The 26,723-nt window shown below is 62.3% G+C and carries 22 protein-coding genes and 5 tRNA genes; 6 read left to right on the top strand and 21 right to left on the bottom strand.

Annotated features, from left to right (window positions below; all coding sequences use genetic code 11):
- Window positions 1-52: 52 nt before the first annotated feature.
- Window positions 53-1,024 (bottom strand): tRNA dihydrouridine synthase, encoded by a 972-nt coding sequence (locus JQX08_RS09095; protein ID WP_205348043.1) that lies wholly within the window; start codon window positions 1,022-1,024, stop codon window positions 53-55.
- 130 nt (window positions 1,025-1,154) lie between these two features.
- On the opposite strand from JQX08_RS09095, the gene JQX08_RS09090 reads away from it, so the two are divergent.
- On the top strand, window positions 1,155-1,532 hold the full coding sequence (locus JQX08_RS09090) for a hypothetical protein (RefSeq protein WP_205348042.1): 378 nt from the start codon (window positions 1,155-1,157) through the stop codon (window positions 1,530-1,532).
- Between the two features lie 4 nt (window positions 1,533-1,536).
- Here JQX08_RS09090 and JQX08_RS09085 read toward each other — a convergent pair whose 3' ends face one another.
- The 10 genes from JQX08_RS09085 to JQX08_RS09040 form a co-directional block, all read right to left on the bottom strand.
- Window positions 1,537-1,986 (bottom strand): acyl-CoA thioesterase, encoded by a 450-nt coding sequence (locus tag JQX08_RS09085; RefSeq protein WP_205348041.1) that lies wholly within the window; start codon window positions 1,984-1,986, stop codon window positions 1,537-1,539.
- Window positions 1,983-2,633 carry a bifunctional 4-hydroxy-2-oxoglutarate aldolase/2-dehydro-3-deoxy-phosphogluconate aldolase gene (locus JQX08_RS09080; RefSeq protein ID WP_205348040.1) on the bottom strand — a complete coding sequence of 217 codons (651 nt, stop codon included), beginning with the start codon at window positions 2,631-2,633 and terminating at the stop codon, window positions 1,983-1,985. The genes JQX08_RS09085 and JQX08_RS09080 overlap by 4 nt, the downstream gene beginning before the upstream one ends.
- 13 nt (window positions 2,634-2,646) lie before the next feature.
- Window positions 2,647-4,458 (bottom strand): phosphogluconate dehydratase, encoded by a 1,812-nt coding sequence (gene edd / locus JQX08_RS09075; protein ID WP_205348209.1) that lies wholly within the window; start codon window positions 4,456-4,458, stop codon window positions 2,647-2,649.
- A gap of 48 nt (window positions 4,459-4,506) precedes the next feature.
- Window positions 4,507-5,193, bottom strand: coding sequence for a 6-phosphogluconolactonase (gene pgl / locus JQX08_RS09070; protein ID WP_283246517.1), 687 nt, complete (start codon window positions 5,191-5,193; stop codon window positions 4,507-4,509).
- Between the two features lie 145 nt (window positions 5,194-5,338).
- A tRNA-Glu gene (locus JQX08_RS09065) sits at window positions 5,339-5,414 on the bottom strand.
- 50 nt (window positions 5,415-5,464) lie between these two features.
- A tRNA-Ala gene (locus JQX08_RS09060) sits at window positions 5,465-5,540 on the bottom strand.
- A 45-nt stretch (window positions 5,541-5,585) separates the two neighbouring features.
- A tRNA-Glu gene (locus tag JQX08_RS09055) sits at window positions 5,586-5,661 on the bottom strand.
- A gap of 38 nt (window positions 5,662-5,699) precedes the next feature.
- Window positions 5,700-5,775: transfer RNA gene (locus tag JQX08_RS09050), tRNA-Ala, on the bottom strand.
- A gap of 139 nt (window positions 5,776-5,914) precedes the next feature.
- A complete protein-coding gene (gene gltX / locus JQX08_RS09045; RefSeq protein WP_205348038.1) occupies window positions 5,915-7,396 on the bottom strand; it encodes a glutamate--tRNA ligase in 1,482 nt (493 codons plus the stop codon).
- Window positions 7,397-7,453: 57 nt separating this feature from the next.
- Window positions 7,454-8,374, bottom strand: coding sequence for a LysR family transcriptional regulator (locus tag JQX08_RS09040; RefSeq protein ID WP_205348037.1), 921 nt, complete (start codon window positions 8,372-8,374; stop codon window positions 7,454-7,456).
- Between the two features lie 104 nt (window positions 8,375-8,478).
- On the opposite strand from JQX08_RS09040, the gene JQX08_RS09035 reads away from it, so the two are divergent.
- From JQX08_RS09035 to JQX08_RS09025, 3 genes are read left to right on the top strand one after another with little or no spacing between them, the layout of a single operon-like run.
- Window positions 8,479-9,525 carry an HlyD family secretion protein gene (locus tag JQX08_RS09035; RefSeq protein WP_205348036.1) on the top strand — a complete coding sequence of 349 codons (1,047 nt, stop codon included), beginning with the start codon at window positions 8,479-8,481 and terminating at the stop codon, window positions 9,523-9,525.
- Window positions 9,515-11,068, top strand: a complete 1,554-nt coding sequence (locus tag JQX08_RS09030) for an MDR family MFS transporter (RefSeq protein ID WP_239482050.1) — start codon at window positions 9,515-9,517, stop codon at window positions 11,066-11,068. Before JQX08_RS09035 ends, JQX08_RS09030 begins: the two co-directional genes overlap by 11 nt.
- A 46-nt stretch (window positions 11,069-11,114) precedes the next feature.
- A complete protein-coding gene (locus tag JQX08_RS09025) occupies window positions 11,115-12,014 on the top strand; it encodes an EamA family transporter (RefSeq protein WP_205348035.1) in 900 nt (299 codons plus the stop codon).
- Between the two features lie 11 nt (window positions 12,015-12,025).
- Here JQX08_RS09025 and uvrB read toward each other — a convergent pair whose 3' ends face one another.
- The gene (gene uvrB, locus JQX08_RS09020; protein ID WP_205348034.1) at window positions 12,026-14,041 is read right to left on the bottom strand and encodes an excinuclease ABC subunit UvrB; all 2,016 of its coding nucleotides are present in this window, start codon (window positions 14,039-14,041) and stop codon (window positions 12,026-12,028) included.
- 254 nt (window positions 14,042-14,295) lie between these two features.
- On the opposite strand from uvrB, the gene JQX08_RS09015 reads away from it, so the two are divergent.
- Window positions 14,296-15,492 (top strand): amino acid aminotransferase, encoded by a 1,197-nt coding sequence (locus JQX08_RS09015; RefSeq protein ID WP_205348033.1) that lies wholly within the window; start codon window positions 14,296-14,298, stop codon window positions 15,490-15,492.
- A gap of 68 nt (window positions 15,493-15,560) precedes the next feature.
- A tRNA-Asn gene (locus JQX08_RS09010) sits at window positions 15,561-15,636 on the top strand.
- Between the two features lie 121 nt (window positions 15,637-15,757).
- On the opposite strand, the gene JQX08_RS09005 is transcribed toward JQX08_RS09010, so the two are convergent.
- From JQX08_RS09005 to hisC, 9 genes are all read right to left on the bottom strand, one after another.
- Window positions 15,758-16,108, bottom strand: coding sequence for a ComEA family DNA-binding protein (locus JQX08_RS09005; RefSeq protein ID WP_205348032.1), 351 nt, complete (start codon window positions 16,106-16,108; stop codon window positions 15,758-15,760).
- Between the two features lie 77 nt (window positions 16,109-16,185).
- Entirely contained in the window at window positions 16,186-18,192 is a 2,007-nt protein-coding gene (locus tag JQX08_RS09000) for a polysaccharide biosynthesis protein (protein WP_205348207.1), read from the bottom strand.
- A gap of 40 nt (window positions 18,193-18,232) precedes the next feature.
- Window positions 18,233-19,252 (bottom strand): MraY family glycosyltransferase, encoded by a 1,020-nt coding sequence (locus JQX08_RS08995; RefSeq protein ID WP_205348031.1) that lies wholly within the window; start codon window positions 19,250-19,252, stop codon window positions 18,233-18,235.
- A complete protein-coding gene (locus JQX08_RS08990) occupies window positions 19,249-20,211 on the bottom strand; it encodes an NAD-dependent epimerase/dehydratase family protein (RefSeq protein ID WP_205348030.1) in 963 nt (320 codons plus the stop codon). The genes JQX08_RS08995 and JQX08_RS08990 overlap by 4 nt, the downstream gene beginning before the upstream one ends.
- A gap of 239 nt (window positions 20,212-20,450) precedes the next feature.
- A complete protein-coding gene (gene ihfB, locus JQX08_RS08985) occupies window positions 20,451-20,732 on the bottom strand; it encodes an integration host factor subunit beta (RefSeq protein WP_205348029.1) in 282 nt (93 codons plus the stop codon).
- A 162-nt stretch (window positions 20,733-20,894) separates the two neighbouring features.
- On the bottom strand, window positions 20,895-22,574 hold the full coding sequence (gene rpsA / locus JQX08_RS08980) for a 30S ribosomal protein S1 (protein WP_205348028.1): 1,680 nt from the start codon (window positions 22,572-22,574) through the stop codon (window positions 20,895-20,897).
- 121 nt (window positions 22,575-22,695) lie between these two features.
- Window positions 22,696-23,385, bottom strand: a complete 690-nt coding sequence (gene cmk / locus JQX08_RS08975; protein WP_205348027.1) for a (d)CMP kinase — start codon at window positions 23,383-23,385, stop codon at window positions 22,696-22,698.
- A complete protein-coding gene (locus JQX08_RS08970) occupies window positions 23,385-25,607 on the bottom strand; it encodes a bifunctional prephenate dehydrogenase/3-phosphoshikimate 1-carboxyvinyltransferase (RefSeq protein ID WP_205348206.1) in 2,223 nt (740 codons plus the stop codon). The genes cmk and JQX08_RS08970 overlap by 1 nt, the downstream gene beginning before the upstream one ends.
- A gap of 1 nt (window position 25,608) precedes the next feature.
- The gene (gene hisC / locus JQX08_RS08965) at window positions 25,609-26,721 is read right to left on the bottom strand and encodes a histidinol-phosphate transaminase (protein WP_205348026.1); all 1,113 of its coding nucleotides are present in this window, start codon (window positions 26,719-26,721) and stop codon (window positions 25,609-25,611) included.
- Window positions 26,722-26,723 lie beyond the last annotated feature (2 nt).

The raw sequence follows: 26,723 nt of genomic DNA, 5'->3' as shown, positions 1-26,723 counted from the left end.
TTCAAGAGGACGGATTTTGCGCAACGGCGCAGGCGCCGACCGAACGTGTCGCTCACGCTAGCGCCAGGGGCGCCTCGTAGGTCACGCCGAGCAGGTGATCGATGAAGCTGCAGTCGTTCTCGCGGCGAATCGCCTCGAACAACTGCACCGCCTCGGGGTAGCTACGCGTCAGCAGCCCCACCCACTGCTTCAGGCGGCCTGGCGCATAGCGCGGCGACAGCTTGCCGCGCGCCTGCAGCCAGAAATCACGCAAGTACGGCAGCAGCTCGTTCCAGCTCATCGGCACCACCGTTTCGCCGGCCCGCGCGGCGGCAATCTGCCGCGCCAGGTCCGGCCGCGCAACCAGGCCGCGGCCGAGCATCACGTCGTCCACCCCACTGACTTCGCGGCAGCGTCGCCAGTCGTCCAGGGTCCACACCTCGCCATTGGCGATCACCGGCACGGCGACGGCCTCCTGCACGCGCGCCACCCACTCCCAGTGCGCCGGCGGCTTGTAGCCCTCGACCTTGGTCCGCGCGTGCACGACGATCTGCTGCGCGCCGCCTTCCGCCAGAGCCCGCGCGCAATCCAGGGCACCGTCCGGGCTGTCGAAGCCGAGGCGCATCTTGGCGGTCACCGGAATCGCCGCTGGCACGCTGCGCCGCACTTCGCGCACGATGGCGTGCAGCAGCTCCGGCTCCTTGAGCAGCACCGCACCGCCGCGCGACTTGTTCACCGTCTTCGCTGGGCAACCGAAGTTCAGGTCGATCACCGGCGCCCCGAGCTCGGCGGCGAAGGCCGCGTTGTCGCCCAGGCAGACCGGGTCGGAACCGAGGAACTGCACGCGCATCGGCGTTCCTGTCGCCGTGCGGGCGCCGTCGAACAGCTCGGGGGCGAGCTTCTGGTAGGTGGAAACCGGTAACAGGCGGCGCTCGCTGACGCGAATGAATTCGGTCACGCACCAGTCGATGCCGCCGACGCGGGTGAGCACGTCACGGAGGATTTCGTCGACCAGGCCTTCCATCGGCGCCAGGGCAATTTGCATGGGTCAGGGCTTCACGGGAAAAGGCGCGCAGTGTACGGCGATCGCCGGCGAAGCAAAAATCCGCGCACCGCGAGCTGCACCCCAGGCGACCAATGGCGGTCTACTGACCAGCCACTGAAGGAGACGCCCGATGCGCCTGCTGTTCGCCACGCTACTGCTGATCGCCACGACCACCAGCCACGCCGCTGCGCTCAACCCGCCACAGCCGGCACCGGCAGCCCAGGCCGAACTGGTGGTGACCCGACCGCGCGAGCTGCCGCTGAATGCCTGCGATGTCGGCCTGTTCGTGCAGAACCAGCTGGCCGCACGCCTGCACCCCGGCGACAGCATCAGCATCGCGGTGCCCAGTGGCGAGCTGGCCCTTGGAGTCGCGCAAGTCGGTTCGGCGTACTGCGCGGCCAGCCGCCAGCACATCCGCGGTCAGTCGACGCTGGTCGAACCCGGCGCCCGCCTGCATTACCTGATCGACGTCGACAGCGACGGCGTGTTTCTCGCGCCGACGCAATGATGCGTCACAGCTGTAGCGGATAGGGTTCGATCACCGCTGGCCCGTAGCCGTCGACGAACTCCTTGGGCATGCGCTTGGGCTTGCCGCTGGACAGCTCGATGCACACGAAAGTGGTCTGTGCACGCAGCAAGGTGGTGGCATCTGCCGGCCGCACCAGCTGGAACTGCCGGGTCATCTTCAGGCGATGGTCGGAGGCGACGATCCAGGTGCCGACTTGCAGCTCCTCGCCTTCGTAAGCGCTAGCCAGGTAGTCGATCTCGTGGCGCAGCACCGCCATCGCACGGTCCAGCGAGCGGTACATGGTCAGGTCGAGGCCGAGACTTTGCGAATGGCGCCAGGCGCAGCGTTCCATCCAGGTGACATAGGCGGCGTTGTTGGCGTGACCGAGGCCGTCGATATCCTCGGCGGCCACCTTGAGGTCGATGGTGAACGGATTGACCAGGTCCCAGCTCATGCGTGCGGCTCCAGGCTGTTGGCGAGTTCGCACGCTTCGGCGGCGAGCTGGGTGATCTGATCCCAGGCGCGAGCGCGGATCAGGTTGGCCGGTGCGACCCAGGTGCCGCCGACGCAGGCAACGTTGGGTAGGCGCAGGAAGGTCAGCAGGTTGTCCTGGGTGATGCCGCCGGTGGGGCAGAAGCGGATGCCGGTGAACGGTCCCTTGAAGCTCTTCAGCATCTTCACGCTGGCGTTGCCATTGGCCGGGAACAGCTTCAGCGAGCGATAGCCGTACTCCAGGGCCAGCAGCACCTCCGACGGGGTCATCACCCCCGGCAGATAGGGCAAGCCGGAATCCTCGGCGGCGGCAGCCAGGCGCTCGGTGCAGCCCGGGCTGACGGCAAACTGAGCCCCCGCCTCGCGCGCCTCGAGAAACTGCTCGGTATGAATCAGTGTGCCGGCGCCGACCAGCAGGTCGGGCAGTTCCTTGCGCACCGCCGCCAGGGCGTCCAAAGCGCGCGGCGTGCGCAGGGTCACCTCGAGCACCCGAACGCCGCCGGCGTGCAGCGCCCGGGCAAGGTCGAGGGCCAGGCTGATGTCCTCGATCACCAGCACCGGCAATACCGGGCGGGCCTGTTGCAGCACCACATCCATCGTCAGGCTCATATCGCGTTCCCCCTCATTCGTCCCGGCACAGACTCGTCGCCCCCTGATCGGCAGGCCCGACCAGGTGGCGCTGTGCGGCAAACAGTTCCAATCCATAACCTGCGGCAAGCGCCACCGGCGGCAACGCGGCGGTACGCGTCTGCAGCTCGGCGTCGCTCAACGCCACGCGCAGCAGCCCCTGCCGCGCATCGAGTTCGATCCAGTCGCCATCCCGCAACTTGGCCAGTACGCCACCGCGGGCCGCCTCCGGGGTCAGATGCAGCGCGCCAGGCACTTGCCCGGAGGCGCCGGACAAACGCCCGTCGGTGACCAGCGCGACGTGCTGGCCGGCCTGCTGCAGATTGGCCAGCAACGGCATCAGCTTGTGCAGCTCGGGCATGCCATTGGCGTGCGGGCCCTGGAAGCGCACCACGAGAATCAGATCGCCGATCAGCTCGCCGGCGGCGTAGGCGGCCTGAACCGCCGCTTCGCTGTCGAACACCCGCGCCGGCGCCTGCACGCGCCAATGCGCGGGGTCGACCGCCGAAGTCTTCAGCATGGCGCGGCCGAGGTTGCCCTGCAGCAGCACGAAGCCGCCATCGGCCACGAACGGCTCGCCGTGGCGGCGCACGATGTCGGGCGCCGGGCTCTGCGCCGGCAGCTCGCGCCAGGCCAACCGCTCACCGTCCAGCCACGGCTCGCGGGCATAGGCCTGCAGGCCCTCGCCAGCCGCAGTCGGCACTTCGGCGTGCAACAGGCCGGCGGCGAGCAGTTCGCGCAGGATCCACGCCGGACCACCGGCGGCCTGAAACTGGTTCACGTCGGCCGCACCGTTGGGGTAGACCCGTGCCAGCAGCGGCACCACCTGCGACAGCGCGGCAAAGTCCTCCCAGGTCAGCTCATAGCCCGCCGCACGTGCGATGGCCGGCAAGTGCAGGCCATGATTGGTCGAGCCACCGCTGGCCAACAAAGCCACCACGGCGTTGACCAGCACCCGCGCATCGACCTGCACGCCGAGCGGCAGGTAACGCTCACCTTGCTGGCTGTTGCGCGCCACCAGGCGCGCCGCCTCATCGGTCATGGCATCGCGCAGCGGCGTATGAGGGTGCACGAAGGCGCTGCCCGGGACATGCAGACCCATGGCTTCCATCAGCAGCTGGTTGGTGTTGGCGGTGCCGTAGAAGGTGCAGGTGCCGTCCTGGTGGTAGGCGGCCTGCTCGGCGGCCAGCAGCTCTTCGCGACTGACCTCGCCGCGCACGAAGCGCTGGCGGATGGCGGCCTTGTCCTTGTTGGCCAGACCTGAGTGCATGGGCCCGGCCGGGACAAACACCGCCGGCAGGTGACCGAAGGTCAGCGCGCCGATCAGCAAGCCGGGAACGATCTTGTCGCACACCCCGAGGTAGAGGCCGCCGTCGAAGATCGCATGGGTCAGGCCGATGGCGGTAGCCTGGGCAATCAGGTCACGGGAGAACAGCGACAGCTGCATCCCCGCCTCGCCCTGGGTGATGCCATCGCACATCGCCGGCACGCCAGCGGCGAACTGCGAGGTGGCCCCGGCGTGGGCCAGGGCGACCTTGAGCCGCTCGGGATAGTCGCGCAGCGGTGCGTGCGCGGAAAGCAGGTCGTTGTAGCTGGAGACAATGGCAATGTGCGGCGCGCCGCCCTGCTTCATGATCAGCCGCGCATCGTCGGGCTGCGCCGCCAGCGCGTGGGCCAGGTTGGAGCAGCTCAGCTTGCGCCGTGGCTCGCGCGCGGCGGCTGCCTGCAGGCGCTCAAGGTAGCGCGTGCGGCGCGCGGCGGAGCGTTGCTCCAGCGCGGCGGTGACCTGTTCGACAACGGGATGCAGCATGGCGATATCCGAATTGCGCTCAACCAGTCCCGTCAGTGTACCGGCTCAGGGCGCCCAATAAACCGTTAACGACGGTCCGGCGTTGTCCAGCAAGGCCTGCAGCGGCAACTCTCGACTACCCTGCGACGCGCTCAACGTCGCCTCCAGCAGCGCGCGCTTGGCATCGCCAAAGGCCAGCAGGCCCAGCCAGTCGCTGTCGCAGAGCATGCTCAGATTCAATGACAAACGTTGGTGCGGGGCGCTCGGTGCCATACCGACCAGCGCGCCGGCCGGCGTCGCCGGATCCAATGCCGCAGCGAGGTTCGGCATACCGGGAAACAGCGAGGCGAAATGGCCGTCTTCACCCATGCCGAGCAGCACGGCGTCGAAGCGCCGCCAGGTCTCCAACTGCTGCGCCCAGACCAGCGCAGCAGCCTCGGGCTGCGCGTCCTGGCGCGGGTCCAGGCAATGAGCGTGGGGCAAGCCCTGCTGGAGCAGGCGCCAGTTGCTGTGCGGATCGTCCGCCGCCACCCAGCGCTCATCGGTCGGGCTCAGGTCGATGCGCGGCCAATCCAGCGCCTGCTCGCGCAACAACGGCAGCAGCACCTGCGGGCTGCTGCCACCGGGCAGCAACAGACGTGCGCGCGGCCTGGCCGCCAGGGTTTGACGCAGCTGCTGGCCGAGGTCAGCAGCCAGATGCTGCACGCAGGAGTCTCGATCTGGAAAAGTCAGGAGGCGAGGCGAGAAGGTCATCACGAACGGCCAGGCAGACTAAGACGTGCAGCATGATGCGCCATTGCACCCGGCAGCCCAAGCAGCCGACACCAATGCATCGCGCAAAACAAAAAGGGCCATCCAAACTGGATGACCCTTCAGAGTCCTGCAGAGCAGGCAAAAATGGCGTCCCCTAGGGGACTCGAACCCCTGTTACCGCCGTGAAAGGGCGGTGTCCTAGGCCACTAGACGAAGGGGACGAAACCTTCGAAGAACAAGGCCAGCACTAGGGCTGGCCTTGAGTGGTATTTGGTGGAGCTAGACGGGATCGAACCGTCGACCTCTTGCATGCCATGCAAGCGCTCTCCCAGCTGAGCTATAGCCCCGAACTGCTTCGGCGTGCTCCAGTTTGCACTGGAGCTGCTGGAATATGGCGTCCCCTAGGGGACTCGAACCCCTGTTACCGCCGTGAAAGGGCGGTGTCCTAGGCCACTAGACGAAGGGGACGAAACCTTCAACCTTAAACGCGACCCACTTCAGTGAAGTGGTGGAGCTAGACGGGATCGAACCGTCGACCTCTTGCATGCCATGCAAGCGCTCTCCCAGCTGAGCTATAGCCCCGTCGCGAGGACGGGGCGCATATTAGGGGCGCCCCTCCAGGCTGTCAACAGAATTTTTCCACCACAGTGAAAAGAATTCGTCGTTAGAACAACCACTTACCGGGAAGCGGCCGGCAGGCCGCGACGACCGGCCAGGAAACTCACGGGATCGAAGCGTAGAGCTTTTCCCACTCTTTGGTCTCTTTCTTCGACACCCCACCCAGCAACTCGACCGCCTGACGCAGGCGGAAGCGCGACAGATCGGCGCCGAGGATTTCCATGGCGTCGAGTACCGACACCGAGCTGGCTTGCCCGGTGATGGCCGGGAAGATCAGCGGCATCACGTCGCGCAGCTTGAGCTCGAGGTGCTCAGCCACCGCCTGGATGCAGCCGGTGATGCGTTCCTTCTCCCACTGACGCAACGCCTCGAGCTTCCAGAGGATCAGTTGCAGCACCTGACGTACCTGCTCGGCACTGAGCTTCTTGTGCTCGAACAGCTTGGCGTCCGGCGCCACCCCGCCCATGAAGAAGAAGCTGGCCAGCGGCGCGATCTGGCTGAAGGTTTCCACCCGCCCCTGCACGTGTGGCGCGATCTGCATCAGGTGCTCGCGATTGAACGCCCACTTCTGCACTTCCGCGGCGAAACGCTCGACCGGCAGCTCGCGCAGCCATTGGCCGTTGAGCCAGGACAGCTTCTCCAGGTCGAAGATCGGCCCGCCGAGGGAAATCCGCGACAGGTCGAAATGCTCGATCATCTCGGCCAGGCTGAATTTCTCGCGCTCGTCCGGCATCGACCACCCCATGCGACCGAGGTAGTTGAGCATCGCCTCGGGCAGGAAGCCCATGTGCTTGTAGAAGGTGATCGAGGTCGGGTTCTTGCGCTTGGACAGCTTGCTCTTGTCCGGATTGCGCAGCAGCGGCATGTAGCACAGCACCGGCTGTTCCCAGCCGAAGTACTCGTAGAGCTTGATCAGCTTGGGCGCCGACGGCAGCCACTCCTCGCCGCGCAGGACGTGGGTGATACCCATCAGGTGGTCATCGACCACGTTGGCCAGGAAGTAGGTCGGCAGACCATCGGCCTTCATCAACACCTGCATGTCCATGCGATCCCAAGGGATCTCGACCGTGCCGCGCAGCATGTCCGGCACGGCGCAGACGCCCTCGCTCGGCACCTTCATGCGCACTACATAGGATTCGCCGGCGGCGATACGGCGCTGCGCGTCGGCCGGATCAAGGTGCAGGCAATGCCCGTCGTAACGCGGGGTTTCCTTGTTGGCCATCTGCTCGGCGCGCACCTGATCGAGGCGCTCGGCGGAGCAGAAGCAGGGGAACGCATGGCCCTTGCCGACCAACTCGTCGGAATACTGCTTGTAGATGGCGCCGCGCTCACTCTGCCGGTAGGGGCCGTGCGGGCCACCGACATCCGGGCCCTCGTCCCACTCGATGCCCAGCCAGCGCAGCGCATCATAAATCTGTTGCTCGGATTCACGGGTCGAACGCAGCTGATCGGTGTCTTCGATGCGCAGGATGAACTGGCCGCCGTGCTGCCGGGCGAAGCACAGGTTGAACAGGGCAATGTAGGCGGTGCCGACATGCGGATCGCCAGTCGGCGACGGCGCGATACGGGTACGAACGGTGGTCATCTGCAGGAATCTCGAATCAGCGGAGCGGTCAGAAAAGCGCGGGCGCGAAGGCCCGCGTCAAAGCGCCAATGTTAGCAGGCGGGCGGTTGCCGGCTCCAGCAACTGGCCCTCCTCCAGCGGCAGGTTGCCCATCAGGAAATCCAGGAAGGTTTTCACTTTCATCGCCTGAAAGCGTCGCGACGGGTACACCGCATGAATCTCGCCGACCGGCAGGCGCACCTGCGGCAGCACTTCGACCAACTCACCGGCGCGCACTCCGTACTCGCTGATCATCAGCGGCAGCGCGGCGATACCGGCGCCGGCCAGGGTGGCCTCGCGGGCGAAGGTGATGTTGTTGCAGGACAGCACCCGCTGGCAGGGCACGTTCTCACCCAGCAGCGGCCAGTAGCGCGGCGAATCCGAAGGCAACAGGATCGCGCGGTGCTTGGCCAGGTCCTCGACCGCCTCCGGCACGCCATGACTGGCCAGGTACTCGGGGCTGGCGCACAGGCGCCGGCGACTTTCGAACAGCTTGCGGGCAATCAAGGTGGAGTCCTGCGGCGGGCCGACCAGGATGGCGATATCGACGCCCTCCTCGACCGGATCGATATGCCGCGAAGTCAGCTCCACTTCGGCGGTGATCAGCGGGTATTGCCGCATGAACGCGCCCAGAACCTTGCCGAGGAACAACTGACCGAACTCGATCGGCGCGCTGATCCGCAACAGGCCGGACGGTTCCTGCTGCAACTGCATGACCGCCTGCTCGGCCTCGGCGAAATCCAGCATGATCTGCCGGCAGCGCTCGTAATACGCCTGCCCCACCTCGGTCAGGCGCAACTTGCGGGTGGTGCGATTGATCAGGCGCACGCCGAGGCGCTCCTCGAGCAACGCCAGACGCCGACTCACCGTGGACTTCTGCATACCCAGCGCCTGTGCCGCCAGTGTGAAGCTGTGGCACTCGACCACACGGGTAAAGACCAGTGCGTCATCCAGCCCCATGATTGTTCCTCATAAGCAACAAAGTTTCCGGAGTGTAGCGGCTACAGACTTGCAGGGAACACTGATAAATTCCCTTACACTTCTGCCCGAGTTTCGAGCCCCGCATGCCTGCCAAATTGCAACGCCGCCTGTTTCTTTTCCTGATTGCCCTCGGCCTGGTCATTGCCGCCTTGTTTGCCCACTGGCTGTTGGTCGGCCGCTTCGTCGAAACCACCGACAACGCCTACGTGCAGGGCGAGATCACCCGCCTGTCCAGCCAACTGAGTGCGCGCATCGATCAGGTACTGGTGCAGGACAACCAGCACGTGGAGAAAGGCGACCTGCTGGTGAAGCTCGAGGCCGATGACTTCCAGCTCGCCGTCGACCGCGCCCGCGCCAGCCTGGCCACGCGCGAAGCCGAGCGGGTGCAGGCTCAGAGCAAACTGACCCAGCAAGCCAGCCTGATCGCCGCCAGCCAGGCCGACGTCGCCGCCAGCCAGGCCACCCTCGGCCGCACCCAGCTCGACCTGTCGCGCGCGCAGACCCTGCGCAAGCCCGGCTACGTCTCGGAGGAGCGCGTTACCACCCTGGCCGCCGACAGCCACGTGGCCCGCTCGCGGGTGTCCAAGGCCGAGGCCGACCTGTCCGCCCAGCGCCAGCAGGTCGACACCCTGAATGCTGAACTCAAGCGCCTCGACGGGCAGATCGCCACCGCCCGCGCCGAGCTCGCTCAGGCCGAGCTGAACTTGTCGCGTACCGAAATCCGCGCGCCGATCAGCGGCATGGTCGGCCAGCGCGCGGCGCGCAACGGCCAGATTGTGCAGGCCGGCGCCTACCTGCTGTCGCTGGTGCCGGATCAGGACATCTGGGTGCAGGCCAACTTCAAGGAAACCCAGATTGGCAAGATGCAGCCCGGGCAGAAGGCCGAACTCGAATTCGACGCCTACCCCGACACCCCAATCGAAGGCCACGTGGAAAGCCTGTTCGCCGCCTCCGGCGCGCAGTTCAGCCTGCTGCCGCCGGACAACGCCACCGGCAACTTCACCAAGGTGGTGCAGCGCATTCCGGTCAAGCTGGTGTTCGCCGCGGACAACCCGCTGCAAGGCAAGATCCGCCCGGGCATGTCGGTAACCGTCAAAGTCGCCCTCGACTCCGCCAACCATGGCGGCTGATGCGCTGATCCGGCCCACCGCGGAGCCGACGCGCCGCGACTGGATCGCGGTGATGAGCATGATGCTCGGCGCCTTCATGGCGATCCTGGACATCCAGATCACCAACTCGTCGCTAAAGGACATCCAGGGTGCGCTGTCCGCCACCCTGGAAGAAGGCTCGTGGATCTCCACTTCCTACCTGGTGGCGGAGATCATCATGATCCCGATGGCCACCTGGTTGGCGCAGCTGCTCTCGGTGCGGCGCCTGGCGACCTGGGTGTCGTTCGGCTTCATCGTCTCCTCGCTGCTCTGCTCGATGGCCTGGAGCCTGGAAAGCATGATCGTGTTCCGCGCCCTGCAAGGCTTCACCGGCGGCGCACTGATCCCCCTCGCCTTCACCCTGACACTGATCAAGCTGCCCGAGCATCACCGTGCCAAGGGCATGGCGATGTTCGCCATGACCGCCACCTTCGCCCCCTCCATCGGCCCGACCCTGGGCGGTTGGCTGACCGAAAACTGGGGCTGGGAGTACATCTTCTACATCAACGTGCCGCCCGGCCTGCTGCTGATCGCCGGCCTGCTCTACGGCCTGGAGAAGAAGCCGCCGCACTGGGAGCTGCTGAAGAGCACCGACTACGCTGGGATCGTCACCCTGGCGATCGGCCTCGGCTGCCTGCAGGTGTTCCTCGAGGAAGGCCACCGCAAGGATTGGCTGGAGTCCAACCTGATCGTCGGCCTAGGCAGTATCTCCATCGCCGCGCTGACCCTCTTCGTGATCCTGCAGCTATCCCGACCGAACCCGCTGATCAATCTACGCATCCTGCGCAATCGCAACTTTGGCCTATCAAGCATCGCCAGCGCCGGCCTTGGCATGGGTCTGTATGGCTCGATCTATCTGGTGCCGTTGTACTTGGCACAGGTCCAGAACTACAACGCGCTGCAGATTGGCGAAGTGATCATGTGGGCAGGCGTGCCGCAGCTGTTCCTCATTCCGCTGATGCCCAAGCTGATGCAGATCGTCTCGCCCAAACTGCTCTGCGCTCTGGGGTTCGGCCTGTTCGGGCTGGCCAGCTTCTCCTCCGGCGTGCTCAGCCCAGACTTCGCCGGTGAGCAGTTCCATGTCGTGCAGCTGATCCGCGCGCTAGGCCAGCCGATGGTGATGGTCACCATCTCGCTGATCGCCACCGTCTACCTGCAGCCCGAGGACGCCGGCTCGGCGTCGAGCCTGTTCAACGTGCTGCGCAACCTCGGCGGCGCGGTCGGTATCGCCCTGCTGGCAACCCTGCTCGACAGCCGCGCCAAGGTGTATTTCGACTACCTGCGCGAAGCCGTGGTGCCGAGCAATCCGCAGGTGGCCGAGCGCCTGGCGTTGCTCACCGAGAAGTTCGGCAGCGACTCGGCCGCGCTCGGCAAGCTGAGCGAAACGGTGCATCAGCAGGCGATGATCATGGCCTACAATGATGCCTTCCATTTCGTCGGCATCGTGCTGGCCGTCAGCGTGCTTGCCATGCTGCTGACCCGCGCCCTGCCCGCCGGTGCCACCGGCAACGCCGACGCCCACTGAGTTCCACCGGCTGCGCCTGCGCAGCCGGTTTCGTTTCAGGCTTCCCATGACCGCCATTGCTTCCCGCCGCCGCACCCTGCTGATCGTCGGCGCCTTCGTCGTCATCTACATCGGCTGGGGCACCACCTACCTGGCCAACCATTTCCTCCTGCGCGAACTGCCGCCCTTCGTGATCGCCACCCTGCGCTTTCTCCTGGCCGGCAGCATCGCCCTGGGCTGGGCGCTGGCCAGCGGGCAAGCGCGTTTGAACCCGGGTGACGGGCGCAGCGCGCTGATCGGCAGCCTGTTGCTGATCGCCATCGGCCAGGGCGCCCTGCTGTATGCCAACCAGTACCTGCCCACCGGACTGCTGGCAATGCTCTACACCACCTTGCCGCTGTGGAGCGTGGCGCTGGAATGGCTGCTCGGCGATCGACCGCCGCTGTGGGTACTGTGCGGCCTGGCGCTCGCCTCGGCCGGCATCGTGTTGTTGATGAACAAGGGGCTGGGCAGCGCCGCCAGCGCCCAGCAGTGGTTCGCCGGCGCGCTGGTGGTGGCCGCCACACTGCTCTGGGCGATCGGCGCGTGGTGGATGAGTCGCCGCCCGCCGTTTGCCTCGCGCTGGATGGGCCTGAGCCTGCAGATGCTGATCGGCACCGCATTTCTGACCCTGTTCGGACTCCTGCACGGCGATTGGCACGGCGTGCAGCTCAGCGAGCTGTCGCTGCACGGCTGGCTGTGGCTGGCCTACCTGGTCCTGCCGGTCAGCCTAGGCGTCTATCCGGCGTACTTCTGGCTGCTGCGCGAGGTGCGGCCGAGCCTGGTGTCGACCTTCGCCTTCGTCAACCCGCTGGTGGCCCTGCTGCTCGGCTACCTGATCCTCGGCGAGACGCTCGGCACCACCGCGCTGCTGGCGTGCCTGGCGACCCTCACCGGGGTGACGCTGATCATCTTCGGCCGCCGCTGACCCTTGGGCGGTCACACCTGCAACAAGCGCTCGCGCAGGCCGTGGATTTCGTCGCGCACCTGGGCCGCCGCTTCGAACTCCAGGTCGCGGGCCAGCTGTATCATCTTCTCTTCGAGCTGACGGATGCGCTTGGTGATCTCGCTCGGCGAGCGCAGCTCGGAGTCGTAGCGACCGCTCTCCTCCGCCACCTTGGCCAGGCTCTTGCGCTTCCCGCTGCGCGAACCCGGCACCACGGCGCCTTCGAGGATATCGCGGACATCCTTCTTGACGCCCTTGGGCACAATGCCATGCGCCGCGTTGAAGGCGATCTGCTTGTTGCGCCGCCGCTCGGTCTCGCCGATCGCCCGCTCCATCGAGCCGGTCATGCGGTCGGCATAGAGAATCGCTTTGCCGTTGAGGTTGCGCGCAGCGCGGCCGATAGTCTGGATCAGGGAGCGCTCGGAGCGCAGGAAGCCTTCCTTGTCGGCGTCGAGGATCGCCACCAGCGCCACCTCGGGCATGTCCAACCCTTCGCGCAGCAGGTTGATGCCGACCAGCACGTCGAAGGTGCCGATGCGCAGGTCACGGATGATCTCGACGCGCTCGACCGTCTCGATGTCCGAGTGCAGGTAGCGCACCTTGACGCCGTGGTCGGCCAGGTAGTCGGTGAGATCTTCGGACATCCGTTTGGTCAGCGTGGTGACCAGCACGCGCTCCTCGACGGCCACGCGTTTGTGGATCTCCGACAGCAGGTCGTCGACCTGAGTGGTCGCTGGACGCACTTCGACATCAGGGTCGACCAGGCCGGTCGGGCGCACCACTTGCTCGATGACCCGCCCGGCGTGATCCGCCTCGTAAGGGCCGGGCGTCGCTGAGACGAAGATGGTCTGCGGGCTCGCCCCCTCCCACTCCTCGAACTTCAATGGCCGGTTGTCCAAGGCGGAAGGCAGGCGGAAGCCGTACTCGACCAGGGTTTCCTTGCGCGAACGGTCGCCTTTGAACATCGCGCCGATCTGCGGCACGGTGACGTGGGATTCGTCGATGACCAACAGCGACTCGTCCGGCAGGTAATCGTACAGGGTCGGCGGCGGCTCGCCCGGACCGCGTCCAGACAGATAGCGCGAGTAGTTTTCGATGCCGTTGCAGTAGCCCAGCTCGAGGATCATCTCCAGGTCGAAACGGGTGCGCTGCTCCAAGCGTTGTGCCTCGACCAGCCGGTTGTTGCTGCGCAGGTACTCCAGCCGCTCGGCCAGCTCCAGCTTGATCTGGTCCACCGCACCCAGCAGCGTCTCGCGCGGCGTGACGTAGTGGCTCTTCGGGTAGAAGGTGAAACGCGGCAGCTTGCGGATCACCTCACCAGTCAGCGGATCGAAGGCTGACAGGCTTTCCACCTCGTCGTCGAACAGTTCAACACGGATGGCTTCCAGCTCGGATTCCGCCGGAAAGACGTCGATCACATCGCCGCGCACGCGGAAACTGGCGCGGGCAAAGTCCATGTCGTTGCGGGTGTACTGCAGCTCGGTCAGGCGACGCAGCAGCGCACGCTGGTCCATTTTGTCGCCGCGGTCGATGTGCAGGACCATCTTCAGGTATTCCTCGGGACTACCCAGACCGTAGATGGAAGACACTGTGGCAACGACGATCGCATCTGGGCGCTCGATCAGCGCCTTGGTTGCGGACAGGCGCATCTGCTCGATATGGTCGTTGATCGAGGCATCCTTCTCGATGAAGGTGTCCGACGACGGCACGTAAGCTTCCGGCTGGTAGTAGTCGTAATAGGAAACGAAGTACTCCACCGCATTGTTCGGGAAGAATGTCTTGAACTCGCCATACAGCTGCGCCGCTAGGGTCTTGTTCGGCGCCAGCACCAGGGTTGGCCGCTGCACCTGGGCAATCACGTTGGCGATGCTGAATGTCTTGCCGGAGCCCGTCACGCCCAGCAGCGTTTGGTGCGACAGCCCCGCTTCCAAGCCTTCGACCATCTGCCGAATGGCCTCCGGCTGGTCGCCGGCAGGCTGGAAACGCGTGACAAGCTGGAACTCGGACATGACCTACCTCGGTATACGGCTGTGACGCACCCGCACAGACTACGTCAAAACCAGTGAACTGCGGGCATCGCTCAGCGGACAAAAGCGGCGCGACGCCTAGCTGAATTTCGCGCCGAAGGCCTGTATTTCAGGCGTTTCCACTGTCGCCGCCCACCCGCGGGGCCGTTATACTAGCGCCCCGTTTAGGTGCCCCCTAGCGCTTGCTCATGGGGACGCATGGCTTTCACCCTCACCTTCGAGCTGCCGCATCCATCATGAGTCTCTTCTCTGCCGTCGAAATGGCACCGCGCGACCCCATCCTCGGTCTCAACGAAGCGTTCAACGCCGACACCCGGACCACCAAGGTGAACCTCGGCGTCGGGGTCTACTACAACGAGGAAGGTCGCATTCCGCTGCTGCGCGCCGTGGCCGAAGCCGAAAAAGCCCGCATCGCCGCCCATGCGCCGCGCGGCTACCTGCCGATCGAGGGCATCGCAGCCTACGACCAGGCAGTGCAGAACCTGCTGTTCGGCGCCGACTCGGCGCTAATCACCGACAGTCGCGTGGTTACCGCCCAAGCCCTCGGCGGCACCGGCGCCCTGAAAATCGGTGCCGACTTCCTCAAGCGGCTGCTGCCTGACTCGGTGGTCGCCATCAGCGACCCGAGCTGGGAAAACCACCGCGCGCTGTTCGAGTCCGCCGGCTTCCCGGTGCACAACTATCGCTACTACGACGCCACCACCAACGGCGTGAACCGCGCCGGGCTGCTGGAAGATCTCAAGGCCCTGCCGCCGCGCTCCATCGTGGTCCTGCACGCTTGCTGCCACAACCCGACTGGCGTCGACCTGGAGCTGGACGACTGGAAAGCCATCCTCGAGGTCCTGCGCGAGCGCGAGCACGTGCCGTTCCTCGACATCGCCTACCAGGGTTTCGGTGACGGCATCGACCAGGACGCCAGCGCCGTGCGCCTGTTCGCCCAGTCCGGCCTGCAGTTCTTCGTCTCCAGCTCCTTCTCGAAGTCCTTCTCGCTGTATGGCGAGCGCGTCGGCGCGCTGTCCATCGTCACCGCCTCGAAGGAAGAAGCCGGGCGCGTGCTCTCGCAGATTAAGCGCGTGATCCGCACCAACTACTCCAACCCGCCGACACACGGGGCCACAGTCGTGGCCTCGGTACTCAACAGCCCCGAGTTGCGCGCCATGTGGGAGGCCGAACTGGCCGAAATGCGTGACCGCATTCGCGCCATGCGCCTGGCCATGGTCGAGCAGCTGGCAAGCCAAGGCGCCGCACGCGACTTCAGCTTCGTTGCCCGTCAGCGCGGCATGTTCTCCTACTCTGGCCTCAGCGCCGAGCAGGTCGAGCGCCTGAAGAACGAGTTCGGCATTTACGCTGTCGGTACCGGCCGCATCTGCGTCGCCGCGCTGAACACCCGCAACCTCGCAGCGGTGACCAGCGCAATCGCCCAGGTGCTGTAAAAAGCGATAAGGAGAAGTCGGCAGACGCTTGACTTCTCCTTTTTAATCAGTAGGATACGCATCGTTGTTCCGCGATAGCTCAGTCGGTAGAGCAAATGACTGTTAATCATTGGGTCCCTGGTTCGAGTCCAGGTCGCGGAGCCAAATTCAAAAGCCTCGGTTAATTCCGGGGCTTTTTCGTTTGCGCCAGATATCAGGCAAAGCTACTGCATGAAATGCAAAAGGCCGGTCCAAGACCGGCCTTTCTTCAGCAACGCTAACTAGCTCAGTTAATGCTCAGCTTCGCGCGATTCTTCTCCAGGGTCGCCGCACCAATCCCCTTGACCTCCAGCAGCTCGTCCACCGTCGCGAATGGGCCATTCGCCTCGCGATAGTCGACAATCGCTTTCGCCTTGACCGCTCCGATGCCGCTCAGCTCTTTCTGCAGCGTATCGGCATCGGCGGTATTCAGATTCACTGCATCTTCCACTGCCGGGGCAGCAGCCTCTTTAGCCGGTTTCGCGGCCGCTGCTACCGGCTTACTGGCTTGAGGTTTAGTGGTTTCAGCGGCGTTGACTGCTACGGAGACAGTAGCGAGAACGGCGAACAGAAGGGAAGAAACGTGTGCTTTAAGCATAGTGGAAATTCCATTTAGTTAAGTGATCGCGGCTCCATGTTCCGCGACCAACAACTTAACCGTAGAGTGGCACTAGCTTAAAGTTCGGCATCCTTGAATTTTGAACCACGTTGCAGATGCAACCAATCGACAATCTCCCCGGAGGGGGCATAACCACTGACCGCTTCCTGCATCAACTCTCGGACTTTCGGGTAGTCGTTCCCGCGAATAGCCTGATTCAAGAGGGCCAGCACCACCCTCATCCGCTCCCAAGGCAGGTACTCTTCGTCGGCGCGCATGATCATGCGATGCTCGGTACCCACCACGTTGTCGCCGATCAACAATTCCTCATAGAGCTTTTCACCATGGCGCAACCCCGTGAACTCAATGAGGATGTCGCCCAGCGGATTGCTCTCCGAGCGAACTGTCAGTCCGGAGAGATTAATCATCTTCTCGGCCAGCTCGGCGATCTTTACTGGCTGCCCCATATCCAAGACGAATACATCCCCACCCTGCCCCATTGAGCCGGCTTGAATTACCAACTGAGCCGCCTCAGGGATAGTCATGAAGTAGCGAGTGATACTTGGATGGGTAACCGTTACTGGACCACCACGCTTTATTTGTTTTCGGAACAAAGGGATAACCGAACCGGATGAACCCAACACATTGCCAAAGCGGACCATCGTAAAACGGGTCTTATTGACCTGATGGACTCCATCGGATTCACCAAACAACATTGGCGCCGGCTCGCGGCTGAGCGCTTGCAACACCATTTCCGCCAAACGCTTGGTGCTTCCCATGACATTGGCCGGTCGCACGGCCTTGTCTGTCGAAACCAGTACAAAATTCTCCACACCGGACCTAAGGGCGGCCTGCGCAGTATTCAGGGTGCCGAAGACGTTGTTAAGCACGCCTTCCGCAATATTTTGCTCGACCATGGGGACATGCTTGTAGGCCGCCGCATGGTAAACGGTCTTCACCTGCCAACCACGCATCACCTCAAGTAAACGCGCCGGGTTGCGAATCGAGCCAAGAATCGGGATGAGCTGAACCGGCAGCGATTCGCGCTCAACGCGCGCCTGCAATTCGTGGTGAATGCTGTAGAGATTGAACTCGCTGTGCTCGAAAAGAATAAGTGCACCTGGGCTGACAGCGACTATCTGACGGCACAGCTCTGCCCCGATAGACCCTCCCGCGCCTGTAACCATGACAACCTCACCGCGAATGCAGCGCTCGAATAGAGTCTGCTGCGGCGGCACCGAATCGCGACCCAGCAAGTCAGCAATATCAACTTCCTGGATATCCTCCACCTTTACTCGCCCACTCGCGAGATCCATGAATCCAGGCACGCTCCGGACATGCAGTGGGAATGGTTCCAAACACTCAAGTATCTCTCGTCGCCGCGCCCTTGAGACTGACGGCATGGCGAGCAAAATCTCCTGCGCCCCCGTCTCCGCGATCAAGTCCAAGACTTGAGAGGGCTTATATACTTTCAGCCCTGCAATCATCCGATTGACGATTCCCTCATCATCATCAATGAACGCAACCGGACTCATCGCCCTGCCTACACGCAAGGCAGCGACCAATTGATTCCCGGCAACTCCTGCACCGTAGATGGCTACTTTGGTCAAATGTTCGTCGCGCCGATCAGGCGAAGCGCTTAACCCCAAGCCATACCAATCCCCCCAGAAGTAATGCCGCATCAACAGCCGCAGCCCACCTATGAGCATTAAGCTCAACCACCAGTAGTTCAAGACCAGAGAGCGCGGGATCAACGCGGGCGCATCGCGATACCAATACACGACGAGGCCCAATAGTAGCGCTGACACGCTGATTGCTTTGGCGATGGTTACTAGAGCGTCATTGCCTACGTACCGCATGACTGCACGGTACAAACCAAATCTAATGAATAAGGGAATGGCGATTACTGGAGCAATGGCAAATAGCCAAGCATGCCCCTGGAACGGCTGAACCGAATCAACAGATCCCAAGCGCACGAAGAACGCCAGCCAAAGGGCTAACCATACAAGCACGGCATCGGCCGTGACTTGCAACAGACGCTTGTACTGCCGCGGCAATCCTAATAAGCGCTCACGCAACTTCATCCCTTTCCCACCTTTATTGGCGACGAACGCCACTTCGCCTTCAGGCTACCGCCTCCGCACCACCGGCATTTAGCCTTACCGCCAGCAAAATCAATGGAGCGTAGGCAACTAACAAACCCGCAAGACCATCCCCTCCCCACACCCCAACCCACAGAGCAATGGGGAGAAGCCAAATCAAATTGATGCCCGCGACAAGTAGTGTAACCGGCACGTGCCGCCCCAGACTGCGCGCGGCAAATTGATAAGCATGACTGCGATGCGCTTCAAGCACTCGCTCACCACGGAGCAGGCGGCGCAACAGCGTAACGGTGGCATCGACGATAAAGACCCCGAGGAGGATCAACCAGCACCAAAACAGCTGCGGTTCGATCGACGCTGCCTGCAGCGACAGAGCCCCCAGCAAGATGCCAAGAAAACCACTGCCTGCATCGCCCATAAATATTCTGGCCCGCGGAAAGTTCCAGCATAGAAATCCAGCTACCGATGACGCCAAAACCAAAGGCACCGCGCCGCACTTCCAAACCCCCAACAAGGCATACAACAGCGCGCCTCCTAGGCAGACACACAGCGCCTCAATACTGGCTAGCCCATCAATACCATCCATGAAATTGTAGAGGTTTAACATCCACACTAAGTACAGCGCACCCAGAACATAGCCAAACCAGCTCAAACTTACGTTAGTCCCAAATACATCGAACGACGGGAGCCCACCAGACCAAACCAATACCCATACCGCCCCAAGAAAGTGCCCGCACAAGCGCCAAGCAGGGGCAATATGGCGGTGATCATCCCAGAACCCGAGCGCCGCGACCCATGCTCCCCCCCCCAGGAGCGACCACATCCAGGGCCACGATAGCCAATCGGTTGCCGCCAAAGCAGGTAGGGCCGCTAAAAAAGTCAGCACAATGGCGACCCCACCACCTCTTGGCGTCGGGGTCACGTGTGAACTGCGCGCATTGGGGATATCCATTATTTGGCGAGCAAGAGAATAACGACGTAATGCTCCTGTCAGCATAAACGTCAAACCAGCAACAAACGGCAAACACCACCAGATGCTCATCTATTCTGGCTCTCTAAAAAATCAGCGACTGTTTCGCGCATCGCCTCATCGATACTTACTTTGGGTTGCCAGCCTAATAATTCTCGCGCCGCACTGATATCCACCTGCAGCGATCCACAAATTTTTCGCGAAATATCACGTCTACCCAATATCGAAGCCGCGGCATTTAACATCCAAACCGGCACCGGCACTAACAGCGCAGGCCTCCCAAGTGCGAACCCAATGCGCCGCAAAAGCTGAGTGGTCGAGAGGTCTTCACCGTCACTTACAAAAAAAGTGCGATTAGCCGCTGCGGGATGATCAATACACGTCACCATCAGATCCACCAAATTGTCCAGCGCGACCAAACTCCGCTTATTGTCAATCGCCCCGAATGGCAGCGGCAGACCGTGGTATACCCAACGAATCATACTGAGAAAGTTTGCTTTAACACCCCTCCCGTAGACCAGCGGAGGGCGGATGACAACAACTTCCAGCCCGGTCTCTGCGGACAACGCCTGTAAGCCAGACTCGGCCTCGAGCTTTGAAATTCCGTAAGGATCACAAGGACAGGTTGGTGAGTCGACGGTGTAAGGTGATCCCAACGCTGTAGCTTCGCCATTCGCCTTGACTGAGCTTATAAAGATGAAGCGGCGAACTCCCGCAGCAACTGCCTGCCGCGCTAAATTTAGAGTGCCCTCTGAGTTGATTTCACGGAAAGCAGCCACAGGGTCAACTGCCCCATCATCAAGAACATGCACTCGCGCAGCAGCATGCACTACGACGTCAACGTTATCGAGAGCCTCCGCCCAAGACACCGTCGGCTCAAGCCCCTTTACCTGGCAAAACTCCACACCCCCGGGATCCCCTATTGGAAGATGGCGCAGAGGCGCACGCACACTTAGCCCGGAAATAGTTATGACTCTTTCCAGAAACGCGCCACCAACAAAACCCGACCCTCCAGTGAGCAGCAATCGCACTATATGCGCCTTTCAAAAAGCTAAAAATAAAATAACAACCAGAGAACAACAAAACAAATAGAAAGTAGAAACATATAAAAACTAAAGAACCAGAAACCCAAAAGCCCCGGCCGCACAAACCCAATAAAACCATTCAATGAGAGAATCAAAGATAAAGTTTGAGAAAGTATTAGCTACACGAAGGGATAAAGTAACAATCGTGAACACCAAGCATAGTTAGCGCCGCCGTGTGCTCCAAACTAGTCTTCATTCACACGATCTCTTAGCTCTTTTCCAGGCTTGAAGTGCGGCACAAATTTCCCATCCAACCGCACCGATTCACCAGTCTTCGGATTCCGCCCAACGCGAGGCGCGCGGAAATGCAAAGAGAAGCTGCCAAAGCCGCGAATCTCGATACGATCCCCCGTGGCAAGCGCCTGCGACATCTGCTCCAGCATCGTCTTGATTGCAAGCTCCACATCTTTTGCGGACAGCTGCCCCTGGTGGATGACAATGCGTTCGATCAACTCCGACTTGGTCATGGTTTTCCCTTCTATTTCAAGCGGCTAGATCAGCTCAGCTATGGTTTTAGCATGATCGACGGGAGTTGAACAACCTAAAGTAGGGATACATTTCCAAGACGAAAAACGCCAGGCAAATAAAAAGGGCGACCAATGGTCGCCCTTTTTGAAGAGGATCAGGCGTTAGCCTTGATTCTCCATCTGTGCGCGAATCAGATCACCAATGGTGGTCGGACCGGTGCTTTCCACTTCCTGCTTGCGCAGGTGTTGCATGGCGTCTTTCTCGTCCTCAACGTCTTTCGACTTGACGGACAGGCTGATGACGCGGGATTTGCGGTCAACGCTGATGATCTTAGCTTCGACTTCGTCGCCAACCTTCAGCACATTGCGTGCGTCTTCGACGCGATCGCGGCTGATTTCGGAGGCCTTCAGTACGGCTTCGATGTCGTCGCCCAGGCTGATCACAGCGCCTTTAGCATCCACATCTTTCACAGTACCGCGAACGATCGAACCCTTGTCATTGAGGGACACATAGCTGGAGAACGGATCGTCTTCCAGCTGCTTGATGCCCAGGGAGATGCGCTCACGCTCCGGATCGACCGACAGGATGACCGTCTCCAGCTCGTCACCCTTCTTGAAGCGACGAACAGCTTCTTCGCCCGGCTCGTTCCAAGAAATGTCGGACAGGTGCACCAGACCGTCGATACCACCGTCCAAGCCGATGAAGATACCGAAATCGGTGATCGACTTGATGGTGCCGGAAATGCGGTCACCTTTGTTGAAGTGGCCGGAGAAATCTTCCCACGGGTTGGTCTTGCACTGCTTGATACCCAGGGAGATACGACGACGCTCTTCGTCGATGTCCAGAACCATGACTTCCACTTCGTCGCCAACCTGAACGACTTTCGACGGGTGGATGTTCTTGTTGGTCCAATCCATCTCGGAAACGTGCACCAGACCTTCCACACCCTCTTCCAGCTCGGCGAAGCAGCCGTAGTCGGTGAGGTTGGTAACGCGCGCCATGACACGGGTGCTTTCCGGGTAGCGAGCCTTGATGGCAACCCACGGATCTTCGCCCAGCTGTTTCAGACCCAGGGAAACGCGATTGCGCTCGCGGTCGTACTTCAGAACCTTGACATCGATCTCGTCACCAACGTTGACGATCTCCGAAGGATGCTTGATGCGCTTCCAAGCCATGTCGGTGATGTGCAGCAGGCCATCGACGCCGCCCAGATCAACGAATGCACCGTAGTCGGTAAGGTTCTTGACGATACCTTTGACTTGCTGGCCTTCCTGCAGGGATTCCAGCAGAGCCTCACGCTCGGCGCTGTTCTCTGCTTCCAGAACGCTACGGCGAGAAACCACCACGTTGTTGCGCTTCTGGTCGAGCTTGATGACTTTGAACTCGAGCTCTTTGCCTTCCAGGTGGGTGGTATCACGCACCGGACGCACATCGACCAGGGAGCCCGGCAGGAACGCACGAATGCCGTTCAGGTCGACGGTGAAACCGCCTTTGACCTTGCCATTGATAATGCCCTTGACCACTTCTTCAGCAGAGAACGCAGCTTCCAGAACAATCCAGGATTCCGCGCGCTTGGCTTTTTCGCGGGACAGCTTGGTTTCACCGAAGCCATCTTCAACCGCGTCCAGCGCAACGTGGACCTCATCACCGACCTTGATGGTCAGCTCGCCTTGTTCGTTGTAGAACTGCTCGAGCGGGATGACGCCTTCCGATTTCAGGCCGGCATGGACAGTAACCCAGTCACCATCGATATCAACAACCGTACCAGTGATGATGGCACCCGGCTGCATGTCGAGGGACTTTAGGCTTTCTTCAAAAAGTTCTGCAAAGCTTTCGCTCATTTTGATTCCTGAATTGATCAAGGGCGAGAATCCGCCCATCTGCCGCACTCCAGACTAATGCGGGGTCGTTTAAGTAAAAGAAGGCTTCGGGCTTTGCCTGGTATCCCGTAGGCCTACTTGGTCATCCGGCGAGGTCGCGATCAGCGACTTCACTCATGATGCATTCCAGCACCTGCTCGATCGACAGCTCGGTGGAATCGAGCTGAATTGCGTCAGGCGCCGGCTTGAGCGGAGCGACTGCGCGTTGCATGTCGCGCTCATCGCGCTCACGTATCTCGTCTAGCAGACTCGCAAGATTAACATCCTGCCCCTTACCCTTCAACTGCAGATAACGGCGGCGTGCGCGCTCTTCGGCGCTAGCCGTCAGGAATATCTTCAGCGGAGCGTCTGGAAACACAACGGTTCCCATGTCGCGCCCGTCCGCAACCAGCCCAGGCGCCTCTAGAAATGCACGCTGACGCTGCAGAAGCGCTTCCCGCACTGCCGGGAGTGCCGCGACTTGCGAAGCTCCGGCGCCCACCTGCTCGTTGCGAATGGCGTCGGTGACCTCTTCGCCCTCCAGGATAATGCTTTGCGACTGGCCTGGCCCCGCAGCAACAAACTGCACATCCAGATGGGCCGCCAGCAGCTTCAAGGCCTCTTCGTTGGTGAGGTCGACACCGTGATTGCGCGCGGCAAATGCCAACAGGCGATAAAGCGCGCCTGAATCGAGCAGGTTCCAGCCGAGCCGCTTGGCCAGCAGGCCGGCGACCGTGCCCTTGCCGGAACCGCTGGGGCCGTCAATGGCGATGACCGGAATCTGGATACTCATCACTGATCACCCTCAACGTGGACGCGAATACCGCTCTGGGTCGCCAGGCCAACGAAGTTGGGGAACGAGGTGGCGACGTTGGCGCAATCGTGGATGCGAATCGTCGCGCCAGCGCGCAAGGCCGCCACGGTGAACGACATGGCGATACGGTGATCACCATGACTCCAGACCTCACCGCCGCCAATCGGCCCGCCATCAATGATGATGCCGTCCGGAGTCGGCTCAGCCTTGACGCCCAGCGCGAGCAAGCCGTCCGCCATCACCTGAATGCGATCCGACTCCTTGACCCGCAGCTCCTCGGCACCACGCAGCACGGTGCGACCTTCGGCACAAGCCGCGGCGACGAACAGTACCGGGAACTCGTCGATCGCCAAGGGCACCAGATCCTCAGGAATGTCGATGCCCTTCAGTTTGGCTGAACGCACCCGAATGTCAGCCACCGGCTCACCACCGACTTCGCGCTGGTTTTCCAGGCTGATATTGGCACCCATCAGCTTGAGGATATCGATTACACCGGTACGAGTCGGGTTCACGCCGACGTGCTCGAGCAGCAGTTCGGAACCTTCGGCAATGCTCGCCGCGACCAGGAAGAACGCCGCAGAGGAAATGTCCGCCGGGACTTCGATATGAGTCGCGCTCAACTTGTGACCGGATTCGACCCGTGCAGTGTTGCCGTCCACTGCTACCGGATAACCGAAGCCCTGCAGCATGCGCTCGGTGTGGTCGCGGGTCGGCGCCGGCTCGCTCACCGCCGTTTCGCCGGCAGCGTACAGCCCCGCCAGCAACAGGCAGGATTTGACCTGGGCGCTGGCCATCGGCATCTCATAATTCATAGCGCTCAGCCGCTGACCACCCTTGATTTGCAGCGGCGGACGACCTTCCGGACCGGTTTCGATCACCGCGCCCATCTCGCGCAGCGGCTTGGCGACGCGATTCATCGGACGCTTGGACAGCGAAGCATCGCCAGTCAGCACGGTATCAAACGACTGCGCGGCGAGCAGGCCGCTGAGCAGGCGCATCGAGGTCCCGGAATTGCCCAGGTACAGTGGCCCGGGTGGCGCCTGCAGACCGTGCAGACCGACACCGTGGATGGTCACGCGACCGTGGTGCGGCCCCTCGATCACCACACCCATGTCGCGGAACGCCTGGAGCGTGGCCAGCGCGTCCTCGCCTTCGAGGAAGCCTTCCACCTCGGTGGTGCCTTCCGCCAGCGAGCCGAGCATGATCGAGCGGTGGGAAATGGACTTATCGCCCGGCACACGAATGCGCCCGGACAGGCTGCCGCCAGGATTGGCCAGGAAAATCAGATCGTTATTGTTCATAGCATCCACATAGGCCCGACGGGCCAGAATCTTGCTGAAATGCTCACGGGCGAAGCGAGCGCGGGTGAACACACCAAGCAGCCCATGCCCGTCCCCTGCGTCTACCGCGGCGCGCAGGGCGTCGAGGTCTTCGCGAAAAGCGTCCAAGGTACGCAGCACCGCCTGGCGATTGGCCAGGAAGATGTCGTGCCACATCACCGGATCGCTACCGGCGATCCGAGTGAAGTCCCGGAAACCGCCAGCGGCGTAGCGGAAAATTTCCAGATTCTCGCTGCGCTTGGCCAGCGAGTCGACCAGGCCGAAGGCCAGCAGGTGCGGCAGGTGACTGGTGGCAGCCAGCACTTCGTCATGGTGCTCGACGTCCATGTGCTCGACGTCCGCGCCCAAAGCACGCCACAGCTGGTCGACACAGGCCAGGGCCGTCGGGTCGGTAGCGGGCAATGGCGTCAGAATCACTTTGTGCCGGCGGAACAAGCCGGCCTTGGCCGCCTCCACCCCACTCTGCTCGGATCCGGCGATTGGATGGCCCGGCACGAAGCGCGCCGGCATATCGCCGAACGCCGCACGCGCAGCCTTCAACACGTTGCCTTTGGCGCTACCCACGTCGGTCAACACCACACCGGTGAGGTCGAGCTTGGCTAGCTCGGCCAGCACCTTTTCCATCGCCAGGATCGGCACCGCCAACTGAATGACATCGGCACCGACGCAAGCCGCCGAAAGCTCGGTCTCACAACGATCGACCACGCCCAACTCAACGGCCAAGCGGCGCGATTCGGTATCCAGGTCGACGCCAACCACCTCGCGGAACAGGCCTTTCTCGCGCAGCCCCTTGGCAAAGGACCCGCCGATCAGGCCGAGTCCCACCACCACCAGGCGACCCAAGGACGGACGGGCGATCACATCAACCACGAGCCAGCACCCGAGCCAAGGCTTCTAGGAAGCAGGCATTCTCGACCTGGGTGCCAATGGACACGCGCAGAAAAGTCGGCATGCCGTAGCCTGCCACCGGCCGCACGATTACGCCGGCCTGCAGCAGCGCCTGGTTGATCGGTGCGGCATCGCGCGCGAAATCCACGGCGATGAAATTGCCCTTGGAGGGAATCCAGCGCAGACCCAACATGCGGAAGCCCTGTTCGAGCTGGAGCATACCGGCGTCGTTGACGCGACGGCTTTCCGCCAGATAGTCGGCATCGTCCAGCGCAGCACCAGCAGCGGTTAGCGCCAGGCTGTTGACGTTGAACGGCTGGCGTACCCGATTGAGCACATCGGCGACTTGCGCAGAGGACAGCGCATAGCCCACGCGCAACCCCGCCAGCCCGTAAGCCTTGGAGAAGGTCCGCGACACCAGCAGGTTCGGGTATTGCGCCAGGTAATCGAGGCCGTCCGGCAACTCGTCGCCTTCGGCGTATTCGATGTAGGCCTCGTCCAGCACCACTAGCACGCGCTCGGGCACGTGAACAAGGAATTCGGCCAGCGCTTGCGGGCCGAACCAGGTACCGGTCGGATTGTTCGGGTTAGCAATGAACACCACGCGAGTCTGCTCGTCGATGGCGGCGAGCATGGCCTTGAGGTCATGTCCATAGTCTTTCGCCGGCACCACCTTGCCCTGCGCCCCAACCGCCTGGGTGGCGATCGGGTACACCGCGAAGGCGTGCTCGCTGAACACTGCATTCAGACCAGGCGCCAAGTAAGCTCGCGCAACCAGGTCGAGGATGTCGTTGGAGCCGTTGCCCAAGGTCACCTGGGCCGGCTGTACGCCACAGCGCGCGGCCAACTTGGCTTTGAGCTCAAAGCCGTTGCCATCCGGATAGCGGGTCAGTTCGTCCAACTCGACACGGATAGCCGCCAACGCCTTCGGGCTCGGCCCGAGCGGATTCTCGTTGCTGGCCAGCTTGACGATGCCCGCCGGGTCCAGATTCAACTCGCGCGCCAGCTCATCCACCGGCTTACCCGGCACGTAGGGCGACAGCTTTTGCACACCTGGCTGGGCCAGGGCGAGGAAATCGCAACTCATGT

Origin of the sequence: Zestomonas insulae, assembly GCF_016901015.1 — a bacterium.
In the GTDB taxonomy this organism is placed as follows: Bacteria; Pseudomonadota; Gammaproteobacteria; order Pseudomonadales; family Pseudomonadaceae; genus Aquipseudomonas; species Aquipseudomonas insulae.
This window is presented reverse-complemented; position numbering and strand designations above follow the sequence as displayed.

What these genes read in the sequence shown, in the direction of transcription:
- JQX08_RS09095 (WP_205348043.1), bottom strand. Translation starts at nt 1,024, where the DNA reads ATGCAAATTGCCCTGGCGCCGATGGAAGGCCTGGTCGACGAAATCCTC.
- JQX08_RS09090 (WP_205348042.1), top strand. Translation starts at nt 1,155, where the DNA reads ATGCGCCTGCTGTTCGCCACGCTACTGCTGATCGCCACGACCACCAGC.
- JQX08_RS09085 (WP_205348041.1), bottom strand. Translation starts at nt 1,986, where the DNA reads ATGAGCTGGGACCTGGTCAATCCGTTCACCATCGACCTCAAGGTGGCC.
- JQX08_RS09080 (WP_205348040.1), bottom strand. Translation starts at nt 2,633, where the DNA reads ATGAGCCTGACGATGGATGTGGTGCTGCAACAGGCCCGCCCGGTATTG.
- pgl (WP_283246517.1), bottom strand. Translation starts at nt 5,193, where the DNA reads ATGACCTTCTCGCCTCGCCTCCTGACTTTTCCAGATCGAGACTCCTGC.
- gltX (WP_205348038.1), bottom strand. Translation starts at nt 7,396, where the DNA reads ATGACCACCGTTCGTACCCGTATCGCGCCGTCGCCGACTGGCGATCCG.
- JQX08_RS09040 (WP_205348037.1), bottom strand. Translation starts at nt 8,374, where the DNA reads ATGGGGCTGGATGACGCACTGGTCTTTACCCGTGTGGTCGAGTGCCAC.
- JQX08_RS09035 (WP_205348036.1), top strand. Translation starts at nt 8,479, where the DNA reads ATGCCTGCCAAATTGCAACGCCGCCTGTTTCTTTTCCTGATTGCCCTC.
- JQX08_RS09030 (WP_239482050.1), top strand. Translation starts at nt 9,515, where the DNA reads ATGGCGGCTGATGCGCTGATCCGGCCCACCGCGGAGCCGACGCGCCGC.
- JQX08_RS09025 (WP_205348035.1), top strand. Translation starts at nt 11,115, where the DNA reads ATGACCGCCATTGCTTCCCGCCGCCGCACCCTGCTGATCGTCGGCGCC.
- uvrB (WP_205348034.1), bottom strand. Translation starts at nt 14,041, where the DNA reads ATGTCCGAGTTCCAGCTTGTCACGCGTTTCCAGCCTGCCGGCGACCAG.
- JQX08_RS09015 (WP_205348033.1), top strand. Translation starts at nt 14,296, where the DNA reads ATGAGTCTCTTCTCTGCCGTCGAAATGGCACCGCGCGACCCCATCCTC.
- JQX08_RS09005 (WP_205348032.1), bottom strand. Translation starts at nt 16,108, where the DNA reads ATGCTTAAAGCACACGTTTCTTCCCTTCTGTTCGCCGTTCTCGCTACT.
- JQX08_RS09000 (WP_205348207.1), bottom strand. Translation starts at nt 18,192, where the DNA reads ATGAAGTTGCGTGAGCGCTTATTAGGATTGCCGCGGCAGTACAAGCGT.
- JQX08_RS08995 (WP_205348031.1), bottom strand. Translation starts at nt 19,252, where the DNA reads ATGAGCATCTGGTGGTGTTTGCCGTTTGTTGCTGGTTTGACGTTTATG.
- ihfB (WP_205348029.1), bottom strand. Translation starts at nt 20,732, where the DNA reads ATGACCAAGTCGGAGTTGATCGAACGCATTGTCATCCACCAGGGGCAG.
- rpsA (WP_205348028.1), bottom strand. Translation starts at nt 22,574, where the DNA reads ATGAGCGAAAGCTTTGCAGAACTTTTTGAAGAAAGCCTAAAGTCCCTC.
- cmk (WP_205348027.1), bottom strand. Translation starts at nt 23,385, where the DNA reads ATGAGTATCCAGATTCCGGTCATCGCCATTGACGGCCCCAGCGGTTCC.
- hisC (WP_205348026.1), bottom strand. Translation starts at nt 26,721, where the DNA reads ATGAGTTGCGATTTCCTCGCCCTGGCCCAGCCAGGTGTGCAAAAGCTG.